At 73.1% G+C, this 18,731-nt stretch carries 17 protein-coding genes; 5 read left to right on the top strand and 12 right to left on the bottom strand.

The features are described from left to right. Window positions 1-122 precede the first annotated feature (122 nt). Window positions 123-1,043, top strand: coding sequence for a L,D-transpeptidase (locus B207_RS0102050; RefSeq protein ID WP_230204790.1), 921 nt, complete (start codon window positions 123-125; stop codon window positions 1,041-1,043). Between the two features lie 15 nt (window positions 1,044-1,058). On the opposite strand, the gene B207_RS0102045 is transcribed toward B207_RS0102050, so the two are convergent. After that, window positions 1,059-2,084 carry a M48 family metalloprotease gene (locus tag B207_RS0102045; protein ID WP_018634844.1) on the bottom strand — a complete coding sequence of 342 codons (1,026 nt, stop codon included), beginning with the start codon at window positions 2,082-2,084 and terminating at the stop codon, window positions 1,059-1,061. A gap of 8 nt (window positions 2,085-2,092) precedes the next feature. Further along, window positions 2,093-2,566, bottom strand: a complete 474-nt coding sequence (locus B207_RS0102040) for a BlaI/MecI/CopY family transcriptional regulator (RefSeq protein WP_018634843.1) — start codon at window positions 2,564-2,566, stop codon at window positions 2,093-2,095. A 272-nt stretch (window positions 2,567-2,838) separates the two neighbouring features. Between B207_RS0102040 and B207_RS0102035 the strand changes: the two genes are divergently transcribed. Then, on the top strand, window positions 2,839-3,246 hold the full coding sequence (locus tag B207_RS0102035; protein WP_018634842.1) for a TOBE domain-containing protein: 408 nt from the start codon (window positions 2,839-2,841) through the stop codon (window positions 3,244-3,246). An 82-nt stretch (window positions 3,247-3,328) separates the two neighbouring features. Here the strand turns inward: B207_RS0102035 and B207_RS32150 are convergent, their stop codons facing one another. Both B207_RS32150 and B207_RS32145 read right to left on the bottom strand, forming a co-directional pair. After that, window positions 3,329-4,297, bottom strand: coding sequence for a beta/alpha barrel domain-containing protein (locus tag B207_RS32150; protein ID WP_018634841.1), 969 nt, complete (start codon window positions 4,295-4,297; stop codon window positions 3,329-3,331). Then, the gene (locus B207_RS32145) at window positions 4,294-5,970 is read right to left on the bottom strand and encodes an MFS transporter (protein WP_018634840.1); all 1,677 of its coding nucleotides are present in this window, start codon (window positions 5,968-5,970) and stop codon (window positions 4,294-4,296) included. The genes B207_RS32150 and B207_RS32145 overlap by 4 nt, the downstream gene beginning before the upstream one ends. 143 nt (window positions 5,971-6,113) lie before the next feature. Here B207_RS32145 and B207_RS32140 point away from each other — a divergent pair, with 143 nt between their 5' ends. Together B207_RS32140 and B207_RS0102015 are read left to right on the top strand one after the other, a co-directional pair. Then, the gene (locus tag B207_RS32140) at window positions 6,114-6,845 is read left to right on the top strand and encodes a TetR/AcrR family transcriptional regulator (RefSeq protein WP_018634839.1); all 732 of its coding nucleotides are present in this window, start codon (window positions 6,114-6,116) and stop codon (window positions 6,843-6,845) included. A 101-nt stretch (window positions 6,846-6,946) separates the two neighbouring features. Then, complete coding sequence (locus B207_RS0102015) at window positions 6,947-7,360, top strand: DUF962 domain-containing protein (protein ID WP_154675101.1); 414 nt, start codon at window positions 6,947-6,949, stop codon at window positions 7,358-7,360. Between the two features lie 47 nt (window positions 7,361-7,407). Here B207_RS0102015 and B207_RS0102010 read toward each other — a convergent pair whose 3' ends face one another. The 4 genes from B207_RS0102010 to B207_RS0101995 form a co-directional block, all read right to left on the bottom strand. Beyond that, complete coding sequence (locus B207_RS0102010; RefSeq protein ID WP_018634837.1) at window positions 7,408-10,131, bottom strand: ATP-binding cassette domain-containing protein; 2,724 nt, start codon at window positions 10,129-10,131, stop codon at window positions 7,408-7,410. 149 nt (window positions 10,132-10,280) lie between these two features. Continuing rightward, the gene (locus B207_RS0102005) at window positions 10,281-11,147 is read right to left on the bottom strand and encodes a DUF1206 domain-containing protein (protein WP_018634836.1); all 867 of its coding nucleotides are present in this window, start codon (window positions 11,145-11,147) and stop codon (window positions 10,281-10,283) included. A 142-nt stretch (window positions 11,148-11,289) separates the two neighbouring features. Continuing rightward, window positions 11,290-12,015, bottom strand: coding sequence for a RibD family protein (locus B207_RS0102000; protein ID WP_018634835.1), 726 nt, complete (start codon window positions 12,013-12,015; stop codon window positions 11,290-11,292). Further along, on the bottom strand, window positions 11,984-12,448 hold the full coding sequence (locus B207_RS0101995; RefSeq protein WP_230204789.1) for a hypothetical protein: 465 nt from the start codon (window positions 12,446-12,448) through the stop codon (window positions 11,984-11,986). Before B207_RS0101995 ends, B207_RS0102000 begins: the two co-directional genes overlap by 32 nt. Window positions 12,449-12,525: 77 nt before the next feature. Here B207_RS0101995 and B207_RS0101990 point away from each other — a divergent pair, with 77 nt between their 5' ends. Further along, window positions 12,526-13,419 (top strand): exodeoxyribonuclease III, encoded by an 894-nt coding sequence (locus B207_RS0101990; RefSeq protein ID WP_018634833.1) that lies wholly within the window; start codon window positions 12,526-12,528, stop codon window positions 13,417-13,419. Window positions 13,420-13,573: 154 nt separating this feature from the next. Here B207_RS0101990 and B207_RS0101985 read toward each other — a convergent pair whose 3' ends face one another. From B207_RS0101985 to B207_RS40440, 4 genes are all read right to left on the bottom strand, one after another. Further along, window positions 13,574-14,158 carry an Hsp20/alpha crystallin family protein gene (locus B207_RS0101985; RefSeq protein WP_018634832.1) on the bottom strand — a complete coding sequence of 195 codons (585 nt, stop codon included), beginning with the start codon at window positions 14,156-14,158 and terminating at the stop codon, window positions 13,574-13,576. Between the two features lie 628 nt (window positions 14,159-14,786). Next, the gene (locus B207_RS0101980) at window positions 14,787-15,539 is read right to left on the bottom strand and encodes a DUF4230 domain-containing protein (protein WP_026310569.1); all 753 of its coding nucleotides are present in this window, start codon (window positions 15,537-15,539) and stop codon (window positions 14,787-14,789) included. Window positions 15,540-15,631: 92 nt separating this feature from the next. Beyond that, the gene (locus tag B207_RS0101975) at window positions 15,632-17,398 is read right to left on the bottom strand and encodes a PP2C family protein-serine/threonine phosphatase (RefSeq protein ID WP_018634830.1); all 1,767 of its coding nucleotides are present in this window, start codon (window positions 17,396-17,398) and stop codon (window positions 15,632-15,634) included. Window positions 17,399-17,641: 243 nt separating this feature from the next. Further along, window positions 17,642-18,106, bottom strand: coding sequence for a hypothetical protein (locus B207_RS40440; RefSeq protein WP_018634829.1), 465 nt, complete (start codon window positions 18,104-18,106; stop codon window positions 17,642-17,644). Window positions 18,107-18,731 lie beyond the last annotated feature (625 nt).

The raw sequence follows: 18,731 nt of genomic DNA, 5'->3' as shown, positions 1-18,731 counted from the left end.
AGCCGCCGCGACCCGGGCGCCTGCCGGGCGCGATACGCGCCGTGGCGACCTGCGCACGATCCCGCACCTCCGACGACTACCCTGAGTAGCGATCGTGACCGTAAGTAGGCGGAGCACGCCGGGTGCGCCTCGGGGGTGGCATGACCGTGGACTGGTATCAGGGCTCGGTTTCCCGCCCCCCGCTCCGGCGTCGGCGGGCGCCGGGCGCGGATACGGGTGGGCCGCCCGGCATCGTCCCCGGTGGGCTGCCACCTCGCAAGCTGGCGCTGGCGCGGAGGATGGTGCTGGCCGGGGTGCTGGTGCTGGCCGGTGCCCTGCTGGGCGGTTGCGGGGGGCCGGGGGACGGCTCCGACCGTGGCCCGAGCCCTGATCCGCGACCGGGCCCGAGTGCCTCCCCCGCCGGCGTGCCCACGGGTGACGATCCGGGTCTGGCGCTGCCGGCCGGCTGGAGCTGGGTCGCCTACGCGGACGTCCCTCGGCTGGAGGTCTTCGGGAACCGGGGCGACACCCAGCCAGGGTGGACCCTGGACAACCCGAACCCGCGCGGGGTCCCGCTGGTCCTCGGTGTCGAGGAACGCCAGCCTGACTGGCTGCGGGTCAAGGTCCCCGTAAGGCCGAACAACACCATCGGCTGGGTCCGGACGGCCGACGTCAGGATGACGACGACGCCGTTCGAGTTGCAGGTTGACCGCTCCGAGCACCGCCTGACCGTCTTCCGGGACGGTTCGGTTCTCACGAAGCTCCCGGTCGGCATCGGCACTGGCGCGACACCGACCCCCGCCGGCACCTTCTACCTGACCGAGCTGCTGCGCCCGGCGGATCCGGGTGGCCCCTGGGGGCCGTTCGCCTATGGTCTGTCCGGATTCTCCGATGTGATCACCCAGTTCAACGGGGCCGAGGGGATCATCGGGCTGCACGGCACCAACCGCCCGGACCTGGTCGGCTCGGACGTCAGCCTGGGATGCATCCGGCTGCGCAACGAGGATCTGCTGCGTCTGGTGGACCTCCTCCCGCTCGGCACGCCGGTGACGGTCGTCGGCTGACCGCCAGCGGCGGCCCTACGAGTCGCCGACGTCGAAGACCCGCCGGTAGGGCAGGTCCATCAGCGCCTCGACGGCCACTCCGCAGGACGCCGCGGCGAGAGCCGCCGGCAGCGCGACCAGCATCAGCCGCTTCCGCCGCTGCGGGGCCGCGAGCAGAGCCGCGATCCGCCGCGGTACCGGCCCGGGCCTCGGGCCCCGACCGGGTGCGCCCGCCCTCAGCTTCGCCGGGCGCGCCGCCCGGCGGCGCCCGGGCAGCAGGGGCCCGTGCCCGCCGCGCCCCGGCGCCGGGCGGCCCGGCACGTCTGACACGTCCTCCGTGGCCCCTGCGGCCTGCGCGGTCGCGGCGAGCGCGGCGGTGCCGACGACGTGGGCCACCGAGTGGCGGTCGCCGACGTCCTCCGCCGCCTGCTCATCCGCCCAGCGCTCGATGGCGTAGTCGACCAGGGTGACCATCGGTCGCAGGGTCGGCAGCGCGGCCGCGGCGAGCCGGGCGGCGAAGGCGAAGAGGTGGTGCCGCCCGGTCAGGTGGGCACGCTCGTGCGCGAACAGGGCCTGCTGCCGGCCCGCTCCGACCGCCGTGAGCATCCCCTCGGTGACCACGATGCGCCCGGGGAGGCCGGGGAGCGCGAACGCGTCGGCGCGACCATCCGGCAGCACGACGATCTCGGTGCCGCCGGGCAGCGCCGAGGCCTCCCGACGCGCCGCGTGTACCGAGCCATGCTGCGACCGGCCGGTCGCCAGGGCCGACAGGACCGCGACGGCGCCCAGCAACAGGCATGTCCAGGACAGCCATCGGGGCAGTGACGCGGCGGGCCAGGACGCCGCTGTCACCGGCTCGTCCAGGATGCCCGCGATGCCGGCCACCGCCGGCATCCCGAACACGAACAGGCTCAGCGTGCCTGCCATGGCGAACAGGCCGGCTGCCGCGGTGAACCCGAGGACCGCCGCCTTGGGGGGCAGCAGGTCGACAAGTATGTGGCACGCGACCGCGCCGGCCGCCGGAGCGAGCACAAGCGAGACGAGCAGCTGGTCGACTGCCACAGGCGTCCTTACCGGTGCTGTTCGAGGTCGGGTGCCGTGCCGGTTCCCTCGCCGACGCCACCCGGCACCACGCCACCGTCCGACGCCTCGGGTGCGGAGGCGAGCAGGTCACGGACGAGCGCCTCGTCGGTCGGTGAGAGCGCGGCGATGAAATGGGTCAGGGCCCGCCGGTGATCAGACTGCCCCGCGAGCAGGCGGTTCATCCGCCAGGCGACCAGCGTGGTCGGGTCGCCAGGCGACGAGTAGAGGTAGCCGCGGCCGTGTCTGCGCCGCGTGACCACACCCTTGGTGTGAAGCCGGGTGAGGGTCGTGACCACGGCACTGTAGGAAAGCCGTGCCACATCGGGCAACAGGTCACGCACCTCACCGGGTGAGAGCTCGCCAGAGCGGTGCAGAACGCCCAGCACATCCTCCTCCAGCTGCCCGGGTGGGCGTCGCCGGTGGGCCTGCTGGGTCACCGGCGGTTCCGAATCCTCATGCATCAGACTGGCCCCCCGGGCAGACTCCGGGGAGTCGGGACGTTCCCGTCCGCGCTCCGCCTTCACGTCGAACACGATACGAGCCGATATCGCGCGGTCCCGCGCATGGGCCGCACGGGACACGGAGGGTTCACCCGCGACATCCGCGCGTCGACGGTCAGTGAGCCGCGTTGACCAGCCCGGACAGGCCGCGGTGGGCGCAGGTCGGACGACCCCGCAGGGCAGCCACGGACACGTGGAACGCGGGTGGTGTTGCGGGCGGATATGGTGCCGGCATGTCGACCTTCAGAATCAGCGAGGTCGCCGGGCTGCTCGGCGTCAGCGACGACACGGTGCGCCGGTGGGCGGATGGCGGCCGCCTGCCCACCGTGCGCGACGGCGCTGGGCGGCAGGCCGTCGAAGGATCCGTACTGGCGCAGTTCGCCATCGACATGGCAGGCGAGCTGCCGCTGGGTTCTCCCGCCATCGTCGGTGCCTCGGCCCGCAACCGGTTCCCCGGCATCGTCACCAGGGTGCGCCGTGACGATGTCATGGCCCAGGTCGAGATCCAGTCCGGCCGGCACCGGGTCGTCTCACTGATGAGCCGGGAGGCCGCCGACGAGCTCGGCCTCGAACCGGGTGTCCTCGCCGTCGGCACGGTCAAGGCGACCAACGTCGTCATCGAGCTGCCCGAACGGCACTGACCGGCGCTGACCGGCACCGCCACTGCCGACCGGGCCATCGCGCCACGCGCCATCGGGCCACAGCACGCGGCGGACGACCGGTTCAGACCGCGGAAGGCGCAGCGGTCTCCCCGGCGCCGCCCGCGTCGATCCAGCCGCTGAGGATGTCGCCGAACACGGTCGGGTCCTCTCCCCTGTTCCAGAACGCGGTCGCGCTCTGCACCGCCAGCGCGCCGGCGGCCAGGTAGTCGACCACGTCCCGGCCCGTCAGGACACCGCCCACCCCGACGACATCCACCTGCCCCGGCAGCAGCCGGCGCAGCTGGCGCACCTGGCCGAGGCCGACCGGCCGCAGTGCCGCCCCGCTCAGGCCGGCCAGTCCGACGTCCAGCACCGGGCGCAGCCGGTCGTCGAGGACGAGCGCGTTGGGGAACGTGTTGACCGCGGTGACGAACCGCGGCCCGCCGAGGCCCCGCGAACGGCCACCGAGCAGCGCCGCCAGCTCCGCCAGCGCCTGGGGGTCGGAGAACGGCGAGATCTTGACCCCGTACGGCGGAGCGGGACGTCCACGACCGCTGGCCGGAGCCGCGAGCGCGCCCTCGACAGCGGCGCAGATCGCGTCGGTCTGGCCCGGGTCGAAGCAGGCGATACGTTTCTGCGTCCCGCCGTCCCAGACGTTCGGGCAGGCGAGGTTGAGCTCGACGAGGTCCGCCCCCGCCGCGGCGGCGAGCTCGGCGAGCTCGGCGTACTCGTCAACGGCGAAGCCCGCCACGCTCACGACCAGCGGTTTGCCGTGCGCGTGCGCGGCCTCGACCATGGCGGGGAGCTGCTCGCGGTAGTAGTTCGCCCCGCGGTTCGGCAGGCCGAGCGCGTTGAGCGAGCAGCCGTCACCGGACCAGTAGACCTCGCCGCTGTTGCCGGCTCGGGAGTCCCGGGTGATGGAGCCGACCACGACGGCCGCCACCGAGCTGCGGGCGAGCGCGACCACGTCCTGCGGGGTCTTGCAGGTGCCGGCCGCGTTCATCACCGGGTGATCGAGCGCCACTCCGGCGAGCAGGAGCTGGCCGGTCACCGGTGCTCCTCCGGCCGCGCGGACCCGCCCACCGTCCGGACACTCCTGGCGCTACCACGCATCTGGCCAGCGTAACGGCCCTTCGCACCGGGCCGGAGGCGCAACGGCCAGGGCACCGCGCCAGCCTCCCGCACCGGGCTCCCCGAGCGGGAGCGGGCCGCGGGCCGGTACGTGCCCCCGCCCGGCGGCGTCGTCGCCGGAACGACGGGTGCCCGCAGAACCGTGAGGACGCCCACCGCACCCCGCACAGCGGCGGCTTCCACGCCAGCGGCGGCTTCCACGCCAGCGGTGTCATCTCGGTGAAAGGCGCCGTCCGCGAAACCGGCGATGTCCGCCGGAGCGACGGAAACTCCGCGGACCTGGTGCCACAGCATGGGCAGCACACCCGCGACCGCTGCCGCCGCGACCGCGGTGAGCAGAAACGGGAGGTGGACGTTCGCCGAGTAGAGCGCCCCGGAGGCGAGCGCCGCGACGGCCGTCGACGCGGTCTGCGTGGTCGTGAACAGGCCCTGCGCCCGGCCCGTGCCCTGTGGACCACATTCCTGGACCAGCAGTGACTGCGCGGACGGGAAGCTGATCGCCAGCGCGATCGCCTCCGCGCAGCACACCATGACGATGAGCCAGAAGGACTCGATGAACGAGTAGCTGGCGACGGTGATGCCGGTGGCGACCGTCGCGCCGGTCACCAGCCAACGCCGGTCGCTGTGATCAGCGAGCCAGCCGGCCGGCATCGCACACACGATGTACGGAAGGGCGAAGAGGGTGAAGCTCAGCCCGATCAGCTCCGTCGAGACGTCCCGGTCGGCCAGCAGGAGGCTCCAGCAGGTCTCGTAGGTCCCGACCGCCAGCCCGTTGACCGCCGCCACCAGCAGCAGGCCGATGACACCGGGCCCCAGCAGGCCGCCGAGCCCGCGCGGTGTGCGCCCGGGCTGCGGCGTTCCGGAGGCCCGCGACGAGGATGGCGTGCCCGGAGGCGGCGACGGCGGGCGCGCCGGCGCGCCGGCGTGGGCGGGTGGTGTGAGGGCCCGCGGGTGGCCGTCCGGGCGGAGCAGCACGAGCGCCGGGATGGAGGCGACCGCCGCGGCCACCCCTGCGCCGAGGAAGAGCAGGTCCATCCGCTGCTCGCCGGCGAGGCCGCCCAGCAGCGGGCCGATCGCGATGCCCGCGGTCTGGCCCGTGTAGACGGCGCTGACGGCTCGTCCGGTCAGACCTGGCGGCACTGTCTCCGCGACCGCGGTGAGGACGGCGACCTCGAAGGCGCCGGCGCCGGCGCCCTGCAGCGCCCGCACCACAGCGTCGGCGTGCAGCCCCGGGGAGACGATCAGGCCGACGCAGCCGACGGCGTACAGAACGAGGCCGCCCACCAGGACCGGCCGGTGCCCCCGACCCGCTGTGAGCACACCGGCGGGGTACTGGGAAAGCAGCGACCCGACGAAGAACGCCGCCATGACGATGCCGACGCTGCTGGCCGGGACGTCGCGGTCCTCCAGGTAGAGCGGGAGCAGCGGCGCGATGGCAAAGGCTCCGCTCCACTGCAGCAGGGTGGCCGTGCCCAGTGCCGCGACGAGACGTCCGACAGAGCCATGTGTCAGCGAGACGGGTGAGCCCCGCGCCGTACTTCCCATCACCGTGCCGCCCCCGTTGGCGCCGTCCCGGGCCGCCTGCTCAGGCATTCGGCCCGGATCTGACGGGTGTCCGGGCATCTGCCCGGTTGGTCCCCACGACTACTACCGTCCGTCCGGACGGTCGGTCAACCCGGGCCGACCCTCGTGCCGTCGCCGACAGCCAGCGCTGTTTGCTTGGTGGGTGGGGCACAATGGCCGTCGTGCCAGCCTCGGACCCGGCCGCCACCCGACAGCGGCTGCTCGACGCGGCCTGGCGGGTGCTCGCCCGCCACGGCGACCAGCCGTTGAGCCTGGACGCCGTGGCCCGCGAGGCCACGCTCTCCAAGGGTGGGCTGCTGCACCACTTCCCCACCCGGGCCGCGCTCATCGACGCGCTCCACGACCGGTGGAACGACGGCTTCGACGCCGCGGTCACCGGCCGCGCCACGGCCGACGGCCGGCCCGGCAGCCGGGCGCGCGCCTATCTCGAGGTCGGCGCCGAGGGCGCCACCGCACCCGGAGAGGCGACCGCGGAGGTCGGTTTCCTGGCTGCGCTGATCGCCGAGCCAGGGCAGCTGCAGCGGTTACGGGAGCGGTACGAGACGTGGCAGGAACGGCTCGTCCAGGACCGGGTCGACCCGGTCGCGGCCTCCGTCGTTCGGATGGCCGCCGACGGAATCTGGCTGGCCGACCTGCTGGGGCTGGCGCCACCGGCCGGCGACCTGCGACGCCGGATGCTCGACATGCTCCGCGCGCTCGTCACCCCGCCGGGCACCACGGCCACGGACCCGACCACGCCCGCCCCGCCGGCCGCACCGGCCGCACCGGCAGTGCAGACCGTACCGACCGCACCATCGTCGCCGGGTGCACTGGGTGCGCCGGCCGCGGCCGACAGGCAGAGCAGCCACCGGTCGCCGCCAGCGGCCCCACTGGCCCGCGGCTGAGCCGGGACATCACGGGCTGGAGTCCTGGCGCGGGCAGGCACATGATGTCCGGGACGGATCCGCCGTCCGCGACGGGTCCGCGGGACACGGAGGAGCCACGGATGGCAACTGTCGACACAGGCCCGGACCCGACTCCTGGCCGGGCGGGAGCGGCGACGGCAGCGGCCCAGCCGGCACCAGCACCTCCCCCGGCCTCGGCGCCCTTCGCGGAGAAGATGGCCTTCTACCGCTCCCAGCACACCACCAGGGGTATCCGGACGACCCACCTGTTCGGTATTCCCGGCGTGGTCTTATCCCTGCCGCTGCTCGTCGCCCGGCCGAGGGCCGGCGTGGCGCTGTTCGCGATGAGCTGGGCGCTGCAGGTCGCCGGGCACGTCGTGTTCGAGAAGAACCGACCGGCCCTCACCCAGGGGTTCTGGACCTACCAGCTCTGCGGGCTCGCGTTCTGGTGCGAGGAGACCGCCGAGCTCCTGCGCGGCCAGGGCCCCGGCGGGCCGGCACGGCCCTCGCCCTGACCACCGCGCCGGCGACCCCCCTGGCACCGGCTGCCCTGCGCTCACCCTCACCGCCGGGCGGGCGGCCCGGCCGACCTGGTCACCTTCGGGTCGATGCGGCGCAGCATCACGGAGGTGAGAGCCAGCGCGCCGCCGGCGAGGAGCAGGCCGATGAACACGTCGAGGGCCCAGATCCCCGCGCTGTGCTCCCACAGGCCGTCGGCCGGGTCCGTCCGCAGTAGCTCGTTGCCCAGTTTGGAGACCTCGTTCAGGTCGGCGGTGGACCCCAGCGCAGCGAAGCCCCAGCGGGCCGGCGCGATCCACGCGATCTGCTCCATCACCGGTCGCCCGATGACGGAGACCAGCCCGCTGGAGAGCACGAGCTGCGCCATCGTCACGAGCACCAGGACGGGCATCGTCTTGTCGGCGTTGTCGACGAGCGTCGAGACCAGCAGGCCGATCATCATGGAGGCCAGGGCCGCCACGATCACCGCGACCAGGCACTCCAGCAGCGGCGTCCCGAGCACCGAGGCCTCGGCGGGTTCTCGCCCGACCAGCCCGATCAGGGTGAAGACCACGCACTGGACCGTGGTGATGGCAGTCAGCACAATGATCTTCGAGCCGAGGTAGGCGGCGCGGGACAGGCCGATCGTCCGTTCTCGGCGATAGATGTCCCGTTCCTTGACGATCTCGCGGACCGAGTTCGCCATGCCCATGAAGCAGGCGCACAGCACCAGGACCACGAGCACCTTCATCGCGTCCGGATTGGGTGCGTCCGGCAGCGCGTCGAGCCCGTCCGGTGCGGGGATCACCCGCGGGATGATGCCGAGCAGGAACGGGAACGCGGCGATGAGACGCAGATAGGAGCGGTCGGCCAGGACGACCCGTAGGTATCTTCGGGTCAGCGTCGCGAGCTGGGAGCTGACCGGCTGCTGACGCACGCTGGGTAGCTCGGCGGGTGCCTTGCGCACGACCGGCGCGACGATCGCCGAGGGAACGTAGTACTCGGAGGCCCGGAACCGGGCGGCGAGTTCGGCGCCGGGGGTGCGCTCCAGGTCGCGGAAGACCGCGGCGAACTCGCGGAAGTCCTCCTTGCCGAAGAAGCGCAGTGCGCTGTCCGCCGGGCCGAAGTACGCGACGTGCCCGCCGGGGGCGAGCACCAGGATGTAGTCGCAGAGGTCGAGGAACAGCACGCTGTGCGTGACGACGATGACCGTGCGGCCGCCCTCGTCCGCGGACCCGGCACCGCCGCCCTTGGCCAGCCCCTTCAGCGTCTCCATCACCGACTGGTCGTTCGCCGGGTCGAGGCCGGAGGTCGGCTCGTCGAGGAACAGCAGGGAGGGGCGGGTCAGCAGCTCCAGAGCCACCGACGTCCGCTTCTTCTGCCCGCCGGAGAGCCGGCTCACGGGCGTGTCCGCATGGGCGGTCAGCCCGAGCTCGCCGATGACCTCCTCGACCCGGGCCCGCCGCTCGGGGCCGGTGGTGTCCGCCGGGAACCGCAGCTCCGCCCCGTACTCCAGCGCCTCCCGCACCGTGAGCTGGGCATGCAGCGGGTCGGCCTGCGGGACGTACCCGATGCGGCGGCGCAGCTCGTCGTACTCGGCGTACAGGTCACGACCGGCGTAGCGGACCGTGCCGACATCCGCGGGGCGGAAGCCGGTCAGCGCGTTGAGCAGGGTCGACTTGCCGGCGCCGCTGGGGCCGACCACGCCCAGCAGCGACCGGCCGGGCAGCCGGAAGGTCATGTCGTGCATCAGCTGCTTGGGGCCGGCGAAGACGGAGACGCCCTGCACCTCGAACGCGACGTCCCCGGAGTCGAGGTACTCCACCAGCGAGTCGCCCTCGAGCTGGTAGAGGTGATGGCCGATGGCGATGACGTCACGCTGGCCGACCGGGGCACGCCCGACCCGCTGGCCGTTGAGGAAGGTTCCGTTGGCCGAGCCGAGGTCGACGATCTCGACACCGCCCTGGCTGATCAGCAGCTCGGCGTGGTGCCGGGAGGCAAGCAGGTCCGCGACGGGAACGTCGTTGCCGCGGGACCGCCCGAGCCGGATCGTGCCGGCCCGCAGCGGGTACACCCGGCGCCGGGCGTGCACGATCGCGCTCTGCGCGGTCTGGGGCTCGATCGGCAGTGAGCCGGTGCGCGGCCCGCCCCCCGCGGTACCGGACGGGCCCCCGACCGGAGTGGCGGGCTCTGCCGGCGGGACCCGCCCTGCTGCCACTGCCTGCCCCCGACCGCCACCAGCGGCCGGAACCGCGCCGGGGTAGGGCGCCGGGCTCACGGACGGTACGGGACCCGCGGGACCTGACGGACCGGGCCGCCACGCCTGGCCTGGCTGACCGAAGTTCCCCGGCTGGCCGAAGTTCCCCGGCTGACCGGGCGGTGGCGCCTGGGCCGGGGCGCCGCCCGGCCACGCGGCGGCCGGCGGCGGGCCGGGCTGAGCCGGCGGGGCGGCGCCGGAGCCGTGGCTGGGCGCGGTGCCGGGGCTGACCGTCGCCGCGGGGGTGAGGGCCACCTCGGGGCCGTCCGCCGCTCCGAGCCGGAACCGCAGCTCCGCCGAGACGGGGGTGGTTTCGCCCATCCGGCGGCCTTCCTGCCACAGGCCGTTGGCGCTGGTGTCCCGCACCTGCCAGCCGCCGGCGACCGGCTCCAGCACCAGGTGGCTGCGGGACACCCGACCGTCGTTGATGACGATGTCCGACGTTCGGCCGCGGCCGACCACGCACGGTGCGTCGCCCGTCAGCGTCGTCCGACCCGCCGGGGTGATCACGCTCAGCGTGGTCCGGTCCACCTGTAACTCCTCTGGCCTGCCCGCTGTGTCTGCTTCCGCCTACCCGATCACAGGGATTCTCCACCGAACCGGGACTTGTCCGGAAGGCGACCGGGTGAAAGGGCCACCGCGAGGGCCGTCGGGACCGGAGGCCGGAGCCCGCGGTCGGGTCAGAGACGCCGGTAGCGGGCCTCGACGAAGGAGTAGGCGCCGAACAGGACGAGGCCGACGGCGGCGCACATCAGCAGCACCTGGCCGTAGGTCTGGTCGGCGATGGTCCGCAGCGTGCCGTCGAAGCCCTTGGCCTCGTTGGGATCGAAGTCGATCGCCGCCTTGACCACGAAGACGCCGGCGAGCCCGAAGACGATCCCGCGAGCGACGTATCCCACCCGGCCGATCACACGGGCGGCGCGAAGCACCGCCTGGCTCATCTCGCCGCGCTTCAGCTTCTCCTCGAACTTCGTCGTCATGCCCTTCACCAACATGCCGACGCCGACGACGACGACGACCAGGCCGACGGCGCCCACCAGCCAACGCCCGCCGGTGTGGTCCATCACCCGCGCGGTGTAGGGCGCGGGCTCGCCGGAGCCACCCGCGCCGGAATCAGAGCCGCCCGAGGCGAGAAAGGCAATGGTGCTGCCGGTGATGGCCAGATAGATCACGCCCCGCAGAAACGACACCACCCGCTTCGCCGTGCGCTTCCTCTCGTCGCTTTCGTCGCGGTGCCCGACCGCTCCCTCCAGCAGTCGCCACAGCGCGTAGCCGGCGAAACCGACGGCGACCAGGACCAGAAGCGCTGTGCCGAAAGGCTTGTCCGCGATCTCGCGCAGCGCGCCCGGCCGGTTCGCCTGCTCGCCTGAGCTTCCGACGGCGATCTGGACGGCAATCACACCGATCAGCACATAGACGAGCCCGCGGGCGGCGAAACCGAGCCGCGCGGTGATGTCGACCGCACGGCTGTTCCGGGTTCGGTGGGCTGCGGACCCGCCCGCGGACGCAGCCGTGCGGCCCGCCCGGGCCACGCTGTCAACGGACACGTTCCCTCCTCGGCAATGCTGTACCGGGCACAATGCCCATACAGCGCCTGCCCGCCCGGAGGGCGACAAAACGGGTGGACGTCCTGCCTTTCGGCGACCGTCACCGCAGCGCGCCGCGGCGGTCACGCCGCGACGGCGACGATCACGGCATCCGATAACGCAGGAGAACCATGTCGCCGAGCTGACGGACCTCGGCGAGACGCAGCCGGTGGGCCGCGTCGAAAGGAAAGGAACCAGGCCCCACGAATGTGGGTGCCGCCGCGTCGCCGACGAAGAACGGTGCCACCACCAGGTGCAGTTCGTCGACCAGACCAGCGGTGAGGAACGCCGTGTGGAGGGTCGTGCCGCCTTCCACGAGCAGCCGCCGCACGCCCCGGCCGTGCAGGTCCCGCAGGAGGTTCTCCACGACCGGGTCGACGAGGTCGACCAGCGTGGCAGCCGTGCCAGGTGCTGATGGCACTGGTAGCGCCGGTACCTGCGCCGGGCGGGCGCGGTAGACGATCCGTTCCGCGCCGTCCAGGAAGAAGCGTGCCGCCGGATCGAGAGCGCCCTGCCCGGTGAGGACGGCACGCAGCGGTGTCGCCGGCCGCCCCGCGGCCAGCCGGGCCGCGCGCCGGTCCGCCGAGCGGACGGCCAGGCCGGGGTTGTCCCGCCGGACGGTCCGCGCACCGACCAGGATCGCGTCGCAACCGGCGCGGACCTCGTCCACGCGGTCGAGATCCGCCGGGCTGGACAGGACGAGGCGGTCCGGCGAGCAGTCGTCGATGCGCCCGTCGAGCGACATCGCACAGCTCAGCAGCACGTACGGACGCCCGGCTCCGGCCGGGGCCTCAGTCTCAGTCGTCGCCCTGCCCGCCGTCGTCGTCACCCGCCCCCTGGTCCTCGCCGCCGCCATCGCCGGCACCACCATCGCCGGCACCACTGCCGCTGCCGGAACCACTGCCGCTGCCGGCACCGCCGCCGCCAACCGTGCCCCCGCAGCGGTCGGCCACCCAGTCGGCCAGCTGTGCACGCGGGCTGAGCGCTGTCGGGTCCTCGGCGACCCGGCCGGCGAGATCCTTGATGTTCTGCTCGGGAGCGAGATCCCGGACGATCAGCGCCACCAGGCGGGCCGAGTCGGGATTCTGCTGGATCTCACTCGGCTCGACCCTGATCTGCGAGCACAGGACGGTCCCCCCGGCGGCGCGGGTCTCCTCGGAGACCTGGTCGCAGCCGGTGAGACCGGCCGCGCCTGCCGCGAACGCCATGGCGACGGCGAATCTCGGTCTGCCGATCAGCTTGCTCCCCGTGGGAGCGGACATCCGCCTCATGCCTCCGAGGATGTCACGCACCGGTCCGTGCGGGGATTCGTCGTAGGTGAGGACTACCGTCTGACGGTGTGCGGATCGCGACCTGGAACATCAACTCGGCCAAGGCCCGGCAGGCCCGCCTGATCGAATGGCTCGACCGGGCGAGTCCCGACGTGCTCTGCCTGCAGGAGACCAAGCTGTCGGACGACGCGTTCCTGGAGCTCTTCGACGAGGACCTGTTCCGCCGCGGCTACCGGGTCGCCCATCACGGCGACGGCCGGTGGAACGGCGTGGCGGTCCTGTCCCGCGCCGGGCTGGAGGATGTGCAGCGTGGGCTGCCCGGCGATCCGGGCTTCCCGGAGCCCGAGCCGCGGGCGATCGCGGCGACCTGCGGGGGCATCCGGGTCTGGTCGCTGTACGTGCCCAACGGGCGCACCGTCGACGACCCGCACTACGCCTACAAGCTGGCGTGGCTGGCCGCGCTGCGTGAGGTGGTGCACGCGCAGGCGCCGGCGGGGCCGGTGATGACACTCGGCGATTTCAACATCGCCCCGACCGACGCCGACGTGTGGGACATCGCCGCCTTCGACGGCGCGACGCACGTGACCGAGCCGGAGCGTGCCGCCCTCGGCGCGCTGCACGACGTGGGTCTGGTCGACGTGATGCGCGCGCGGTGGCCGGTAGAGACGGTCTACACCTACTGGGACTACCGCCAGCTCTGCTTCCCCAAGAACTACGGGATGCGGATCGACCTGGCCCTGGCCACGGCCGATGTCGCGACCCGCGCGCGTGCCGTCTGGGTTGACCGGGCGGCCCGCAAGGGCACCGGCACGAGCGACCACGCCCCGGTCGTGGTCGATCTGGACGAGGCACCCGACGGCGATATCGGGCCGATGGTGCCACCGCCGTCGGCCCGTGGTGCCGGGTCCCGAGGTGGTTCCTCCCGCGCAGGAAGCGGCACCCGCCGCGGCACCGGCGCCTGACGGGCCTTTGCCGGGCGGGTGACCAGGCCGGAGGGCGGGTGTGGTCCCGCCCGGGGCACCCCGGCCGCGCCTGGGCGGGACCCCACCCGCGGGTGCCGTCGCCGGACCCGCGGGTGGGGGTGTGGGGGTCACCGGGCGCGCCCGGCCCACCGCGTCAGGAGGCGGTGGGCTCCCCGCCGGTGGGCTCGGCGCCATGCTGCGAAGCCCCGGCCTGGGGCGCGGCGGCGGCGGTCCCCGGCTCGTCCGCTGTCGCCGGCAGCGCCGCGGCCGCGGCCGTTCCGTTGACGGGGATCCGGGTGCTGCGCGGTGCCGCGGCCGCACCGGCCAGCCGCACGGTCAGCACACCGCGGTCATAGCGGGCGCTGATCGCTGTCGCGTCGACGTTCTCCGGCAGCGCGAACTCACGACGGAACGATCCGTGCCACCGCTCCCGGTGGACGCGCCCGTTCACCGTCTCCTCGTGCGCTGACGCGCGCTCGCCGCGGACGACGAGAGCGCCGCGGTCGATCTCCACCGTGACGTCCTTCTCGACGTCGACCCCCGGCAGCTCCAGGTTGATCAGGACGTCGTCACCCGCCACCAGGACATCGGCGGACGGCACGACGTTCTGCGGCCGGGGGGTGGCGCGCAGCGGACGCACCGAGCGTTCCCGCGAGCCCCACGAGCGCCGGACGATCTCGTTGAACTCGCGGTCCATGCGCTCGAACGCGGCGAACGGGTCCCACAGGTAGGTGCTCATTGTCGTATGACTCCCCTCTGGGCGGTGCCTTCGCTGTGAAGCCTCTCGTTGTCTCGGCCCTACCGGCCCGCCCGAACAGTTCATGAGTCTAGGAGACTCAACCTTATGAAGGCAAGAGGACTAAGCAAGATGCATGCCTGCCTCACGCTGAACCATGCTCCGACCTGACGCCGCTTCGCGATCGCAGACACGGCCTGCCACCGCCCCGGCCAGGCGCTACGCGGCCGCGGGTACGCCAGGGTCATCCGCGTTACGGCGTGGACGTCCGGCAAACCTCACACCACGGTGAGAAACGCCACCCCGCCGGCGCCGCGGGGCGGGACCTCGGTCGGGCGAAACCTCGATACCGGGCCCGGACAAGTGCCGTGACCTGCGTGGATACGCGAAGGCCCCGCCAGGAGATCGTTCCTGACGGGGCCTTCGGCTGTTGCCCCGGAAGTGCCGGTGCGACGGCGACGCCGCGGTCACCGCTCTGCTCCGGCGGTCACCGGTCCAGTGGTCACCGGTCCGCTCCGGCGGTCACTGCCCGGCGCGAGCCGTCAGCGCGCATCCGCGCCGGTGACCACCACGACACGAGGCACAGTCCGGGCAGCCCGGACAGCCCGGGTGGTCCGGGTGGTCCGGGTGGTCAGCGCGGGTCCGGGGCGTAGTTGACCGTGACGTCGGTGAAGCCGAGAGCACCGAGAAGCCCACGCAGCATGGCTGTCGTGTTCGTCCTGGCGAGTTCGAGCACCTGCCCGTCGGCCTGGGCCGCCTCGGCGATCTTGCCGGCGGCCGTTCGGTAGAGCTCGGAGTCGTTCCCCTGCCCCCCGAAGAGGCCCCCGATGCGGTCCAGGGCGCCGCGTTGGCGGGCCACCACGTAGCTCCTGTCCAGGTCGAGGTTCGGATCCGACAGGGTCGGCGCGGGCAGCGTGATGGTCACCGAACGCCGGTCCTCCGAGACGCTCACGGCGTTGTCGCCGAGCGCGCCGAAGTCCACGACGGCGTCGATGCTGCCGACACCGACGAACAGGGTGCGTTCGCCGCGCAGCGCGGAGGGGATCCAGCGGCTGTCGTCCTCGAGGTCCACGACGACCTCCATGTGGGCGCTGCCCGCGTGGTACTCACTGAGATCCTCCAGCGACCGCAGCACGGCGGGTGAGCTGCGGTCGATGGTCCGCTCCTCGAACGGGTTGGGGATCGAGGGTCGCCAGCCGGTGATGAGGGCGAGGCCCGACAGCACGAGAACGGCCAGCACGACATAGGCGATCAGGCGGACCGGGCTGAAGCGGGACCGCGGGGCGCGGAAGCGCCGCGTGCCGGAAGGCTCGTCCCGCACGCTGGTACCGCCCCGCTCGGGGGCGGTCGCGCCCTTGAGCGCGGAACCGGACTCGTCAGTCATGGCGGATATGTACCCGACGAAGATTCCGTGACGCATCGACCGCGCCATCGCTCCGCCGACAGTGCCAATTGCCCGATTTGCGCTACTTTTCCTCAGCGATTCGTGCGCGCGATGACGATCGCGGTGCGGTCGTCGCTCGGGCGGCCCGAAGCGTGCCGGCGGACCACCTCGAAAGCGTCGTCCAGAAGCTCGGTCGGTCCGCGGTGCGCGTCCCGCAGCAGCTCGGCGACCAGGCGGTCGACGCCGAACTGCTGGTTCTCCTCGTCGCGAGCCTCCACCAGGCCGTCGGTGTAGACGAACAGGACGTCCCCCGGCTCGAGGCACAGGGTGTCGGTCCGCCACGCCCCGTCGGCGGCGACCAGGCTCGACATCATCGGCCCGGTGGAGGCCAGCAGGGTCACCTCGGTGCGCCGGCCGCCCCCCGACCCCGACCCGGTGGCGGCCTGGACGGCGTCCACAGCCGCGCCCGCCCCGGCCCGGGCCGTCGTGCTCGCGGCGGTGCCCCCGGCGCCCGCGCTGCCCGCGCTGCCGGTCAGGGGCGCCGCAGCCGCTTCCCGCTCCGGCGGCACGGTGGTCAGGACGGCGTGGCCTCCGGTGTGACCTCCGGCGTGGCTGCCGGCTCCTGGCGCGCGTTGCGTCGCCGTGCGCCGCAGCAGCAGGACGTCGGGATGGCCGGCGTTGGCGATGCGGACCTCGCCGTTGGTCGGGTCGACCACCGCCACGACGGCGGTGGCGAACATCTCGTCCGTCTCGCCGAGACTGCTGACAACCCACTCGACCGCCTGGCCGGGATCGGCACCACGGGTGAGCGCTGCGTCCAGCAGCTGTTTGAGACGCAATGCGAAGACACCGGCGACCGCACCGTGGCCGGAAACGTCGCCGACGACGATGCCGACCCGCCCGTCAGGCAGCTGAAAGGAGTCGTACCAGTCGCCGGCGAGCTCGCCGCGCGCCGGGTCCACCCGCCCCCGCAGCAGCAGGCCCGGTGCGCGCAGGACGGACGGGGTGAGCGCGTCCCGCAGGGCCATCACGGCGGGCCCCTCCTGCGCCAGCGCCTCCCACGACCGCTCGTTCTGCCGCACCAGCTGGACGAGCTGGGCGCGCATCGCCTCGATGTTCCCGCCGAGTTCGACGATCTCGGACGGCCCGACCGCCGGGATCCGGGTGTCGTAGCGCCCGGCGGCCACCGCGTTCACCGCCCGCCGGAGCGCGTCGATCGGCCGCAGCAGCCAGCGACGCAGCACGTTCATCACCGTGAAGACCACAGCGAGGATCACGACCGCAGCGCTCGCCAGCGAGCTGAGGAGCAGGACGGCGGCGCTCTCAAGCCGCCCGGACGCCGTCGTCTGCTCGGCGGCGATCGCCATCCCGAGGTCCGCGACCCGGCCACGCAGCTCGTTGAACCGCACCCGACCGCTGGATTTCTCGATCTCCCGCGCGCCCCGCACGTCGCCGGCCTCCATCGCGGTGACCTCCGGCTCCGCGACGTCGCTGCGCCAGGCCTGGTAGGCCGTCCCGACCGCGGCGGTGTCCCTCAGCAGATCGGGAAAGTCCGCCAGCAGCTGCTGCAGGCGGTTCATCTGCTGCGGGATGGTCCGGTCGGATTCGCTGTACGGGCCGAGAACGTTCGGCTGTTCGGTGATCAGGTAGCCGCGGACAGCGCTCTCCTGATCGACGAAGTCCGCAAGGAGCAGCGCCGTGGTCGTCGCCGCCGGGTCGAGACGGTCACCGCGCTCGGCGGTCGCGTCGCTGGCCCGGAGCGCGGCCACGATCGCGAGCGCGAGCATCACGGCGACCGCGAGCGTCGAGACGGCGACGAGCACGCGGATGCCGCTGCGCAGGCCCGCCGACTCCCCCACGGGTCTCCCTCCGGCGCGCTGCCGCGCACATCACCACGACCACAGCAGACTCACTGTCCCTACGGGACATTGTCGTCCAGGTCGAATGACACCCCGCCATCGGCCGCCCGGAGGGCAATCTGCCCGAGCCGGGCCCGCCACCAGCCGATCTGTTCCCACCCCGAACCGGCACGGCGCTGCGGCCACCATGCCCGAAACACCTCCGCACGACCCGGCCATCTGGCGCCGCTGCCCCGAAGGTGCTCATGCCGGGCCTCGGCGCGCTCCGGAGCACGAACCGGAGGGCTGCGGCCGGGCGGGGCCTGTCTGGTCGTCAGCCGGCCGACTGTCGCCGGACCAGTCCTCACCAGGCCCGCCGTCGGCAGGCCGGATCACGGAAACCGAAAGGTCCGGGAACGGTTCGGCCCACGGGCGTGGTCGCACGGGCCGCGGGCCGCTGCGGTAGGCCCGCGCCCGCACACCCCAGCCGACGATCATCGCGAGCGCGGCACCCAGGAGGGGACCCGCCAGCTCCCGCCGCAGCGGATGCGTGGTCGGACCTGCGCCGCCGAGCAGCACCCGCCCGGCCGCCGCACCGGCGAGAGCACCGAGGACGCCCAGGACAGCGGCTGTCCCGAGGGTCAGCGGGCGGCGCCCGGGAAGGAGCGCGCGGGCCGCGACCGCCACCGGAAGCCCGACCGCGAGTGAGGTGAGCACGAACCAAAGCATGGGGCGCCCCCCGCCGACCACTGCCCGCCGCGGGACGCGGCCCGGGCATACCGAGGTCGCGCTGAGATACCCGAACGGCATCGACGGAAAACCACAGCCCCGTGATGTCGGATGAGCCACACCTGTGGCCGGCACGGAACCTCCGACCGGGCTGGCACTAACGCAGAGCGCAGGGCTGTGCAGGCGAATCCGGCTGCGGAAAGCCACCCGAACAGACCTGGCCGAAACAGGGCGAGGCCCCTTAATCAGCCCGCTCCGGCCGCCCCGTTCTTCACGTATGTCCGTTCAACACCGCGCCTCCGCGCGAGCGCCCCTGTGCTATTGCGGGCCGCCCGGCAGGACACCGTCCGGAACATTCGGCTACCGTGCGTTCGTTCAACGATCCGAGGGTCACACAAAGGCACCCCTGAACCCGGTCTGCCGATGAGGCACGCGCCACGCCGGTCACTCTCCGGCGCAGGGCTTCTTTCCGCTCCGGCGACTGCTGCGGTTAGCGGGTGGTGAGACCGGCTGCGCCGCCTCGGTTCCCGCCAGCTCCGACAGAGAACGCCGGCGTCACGCCGCCGGAGCCCGCGAGCCGCCAGACATCAAGCGAAGGAGACCATTCCGACGATGCCCACGACCG

It is taken from the genome of Parafrankia elaeagni (assembly GCF_000374165.1).
GTDB lineage: Bacteria > Actinomycetota > Actinomycetes > Frankiales > Frankiaceae > Parafrankia > Parafrankia elaeagni.
This window is presented reverse-complemented; position numbering and strand designations above follow the sequence as displayed.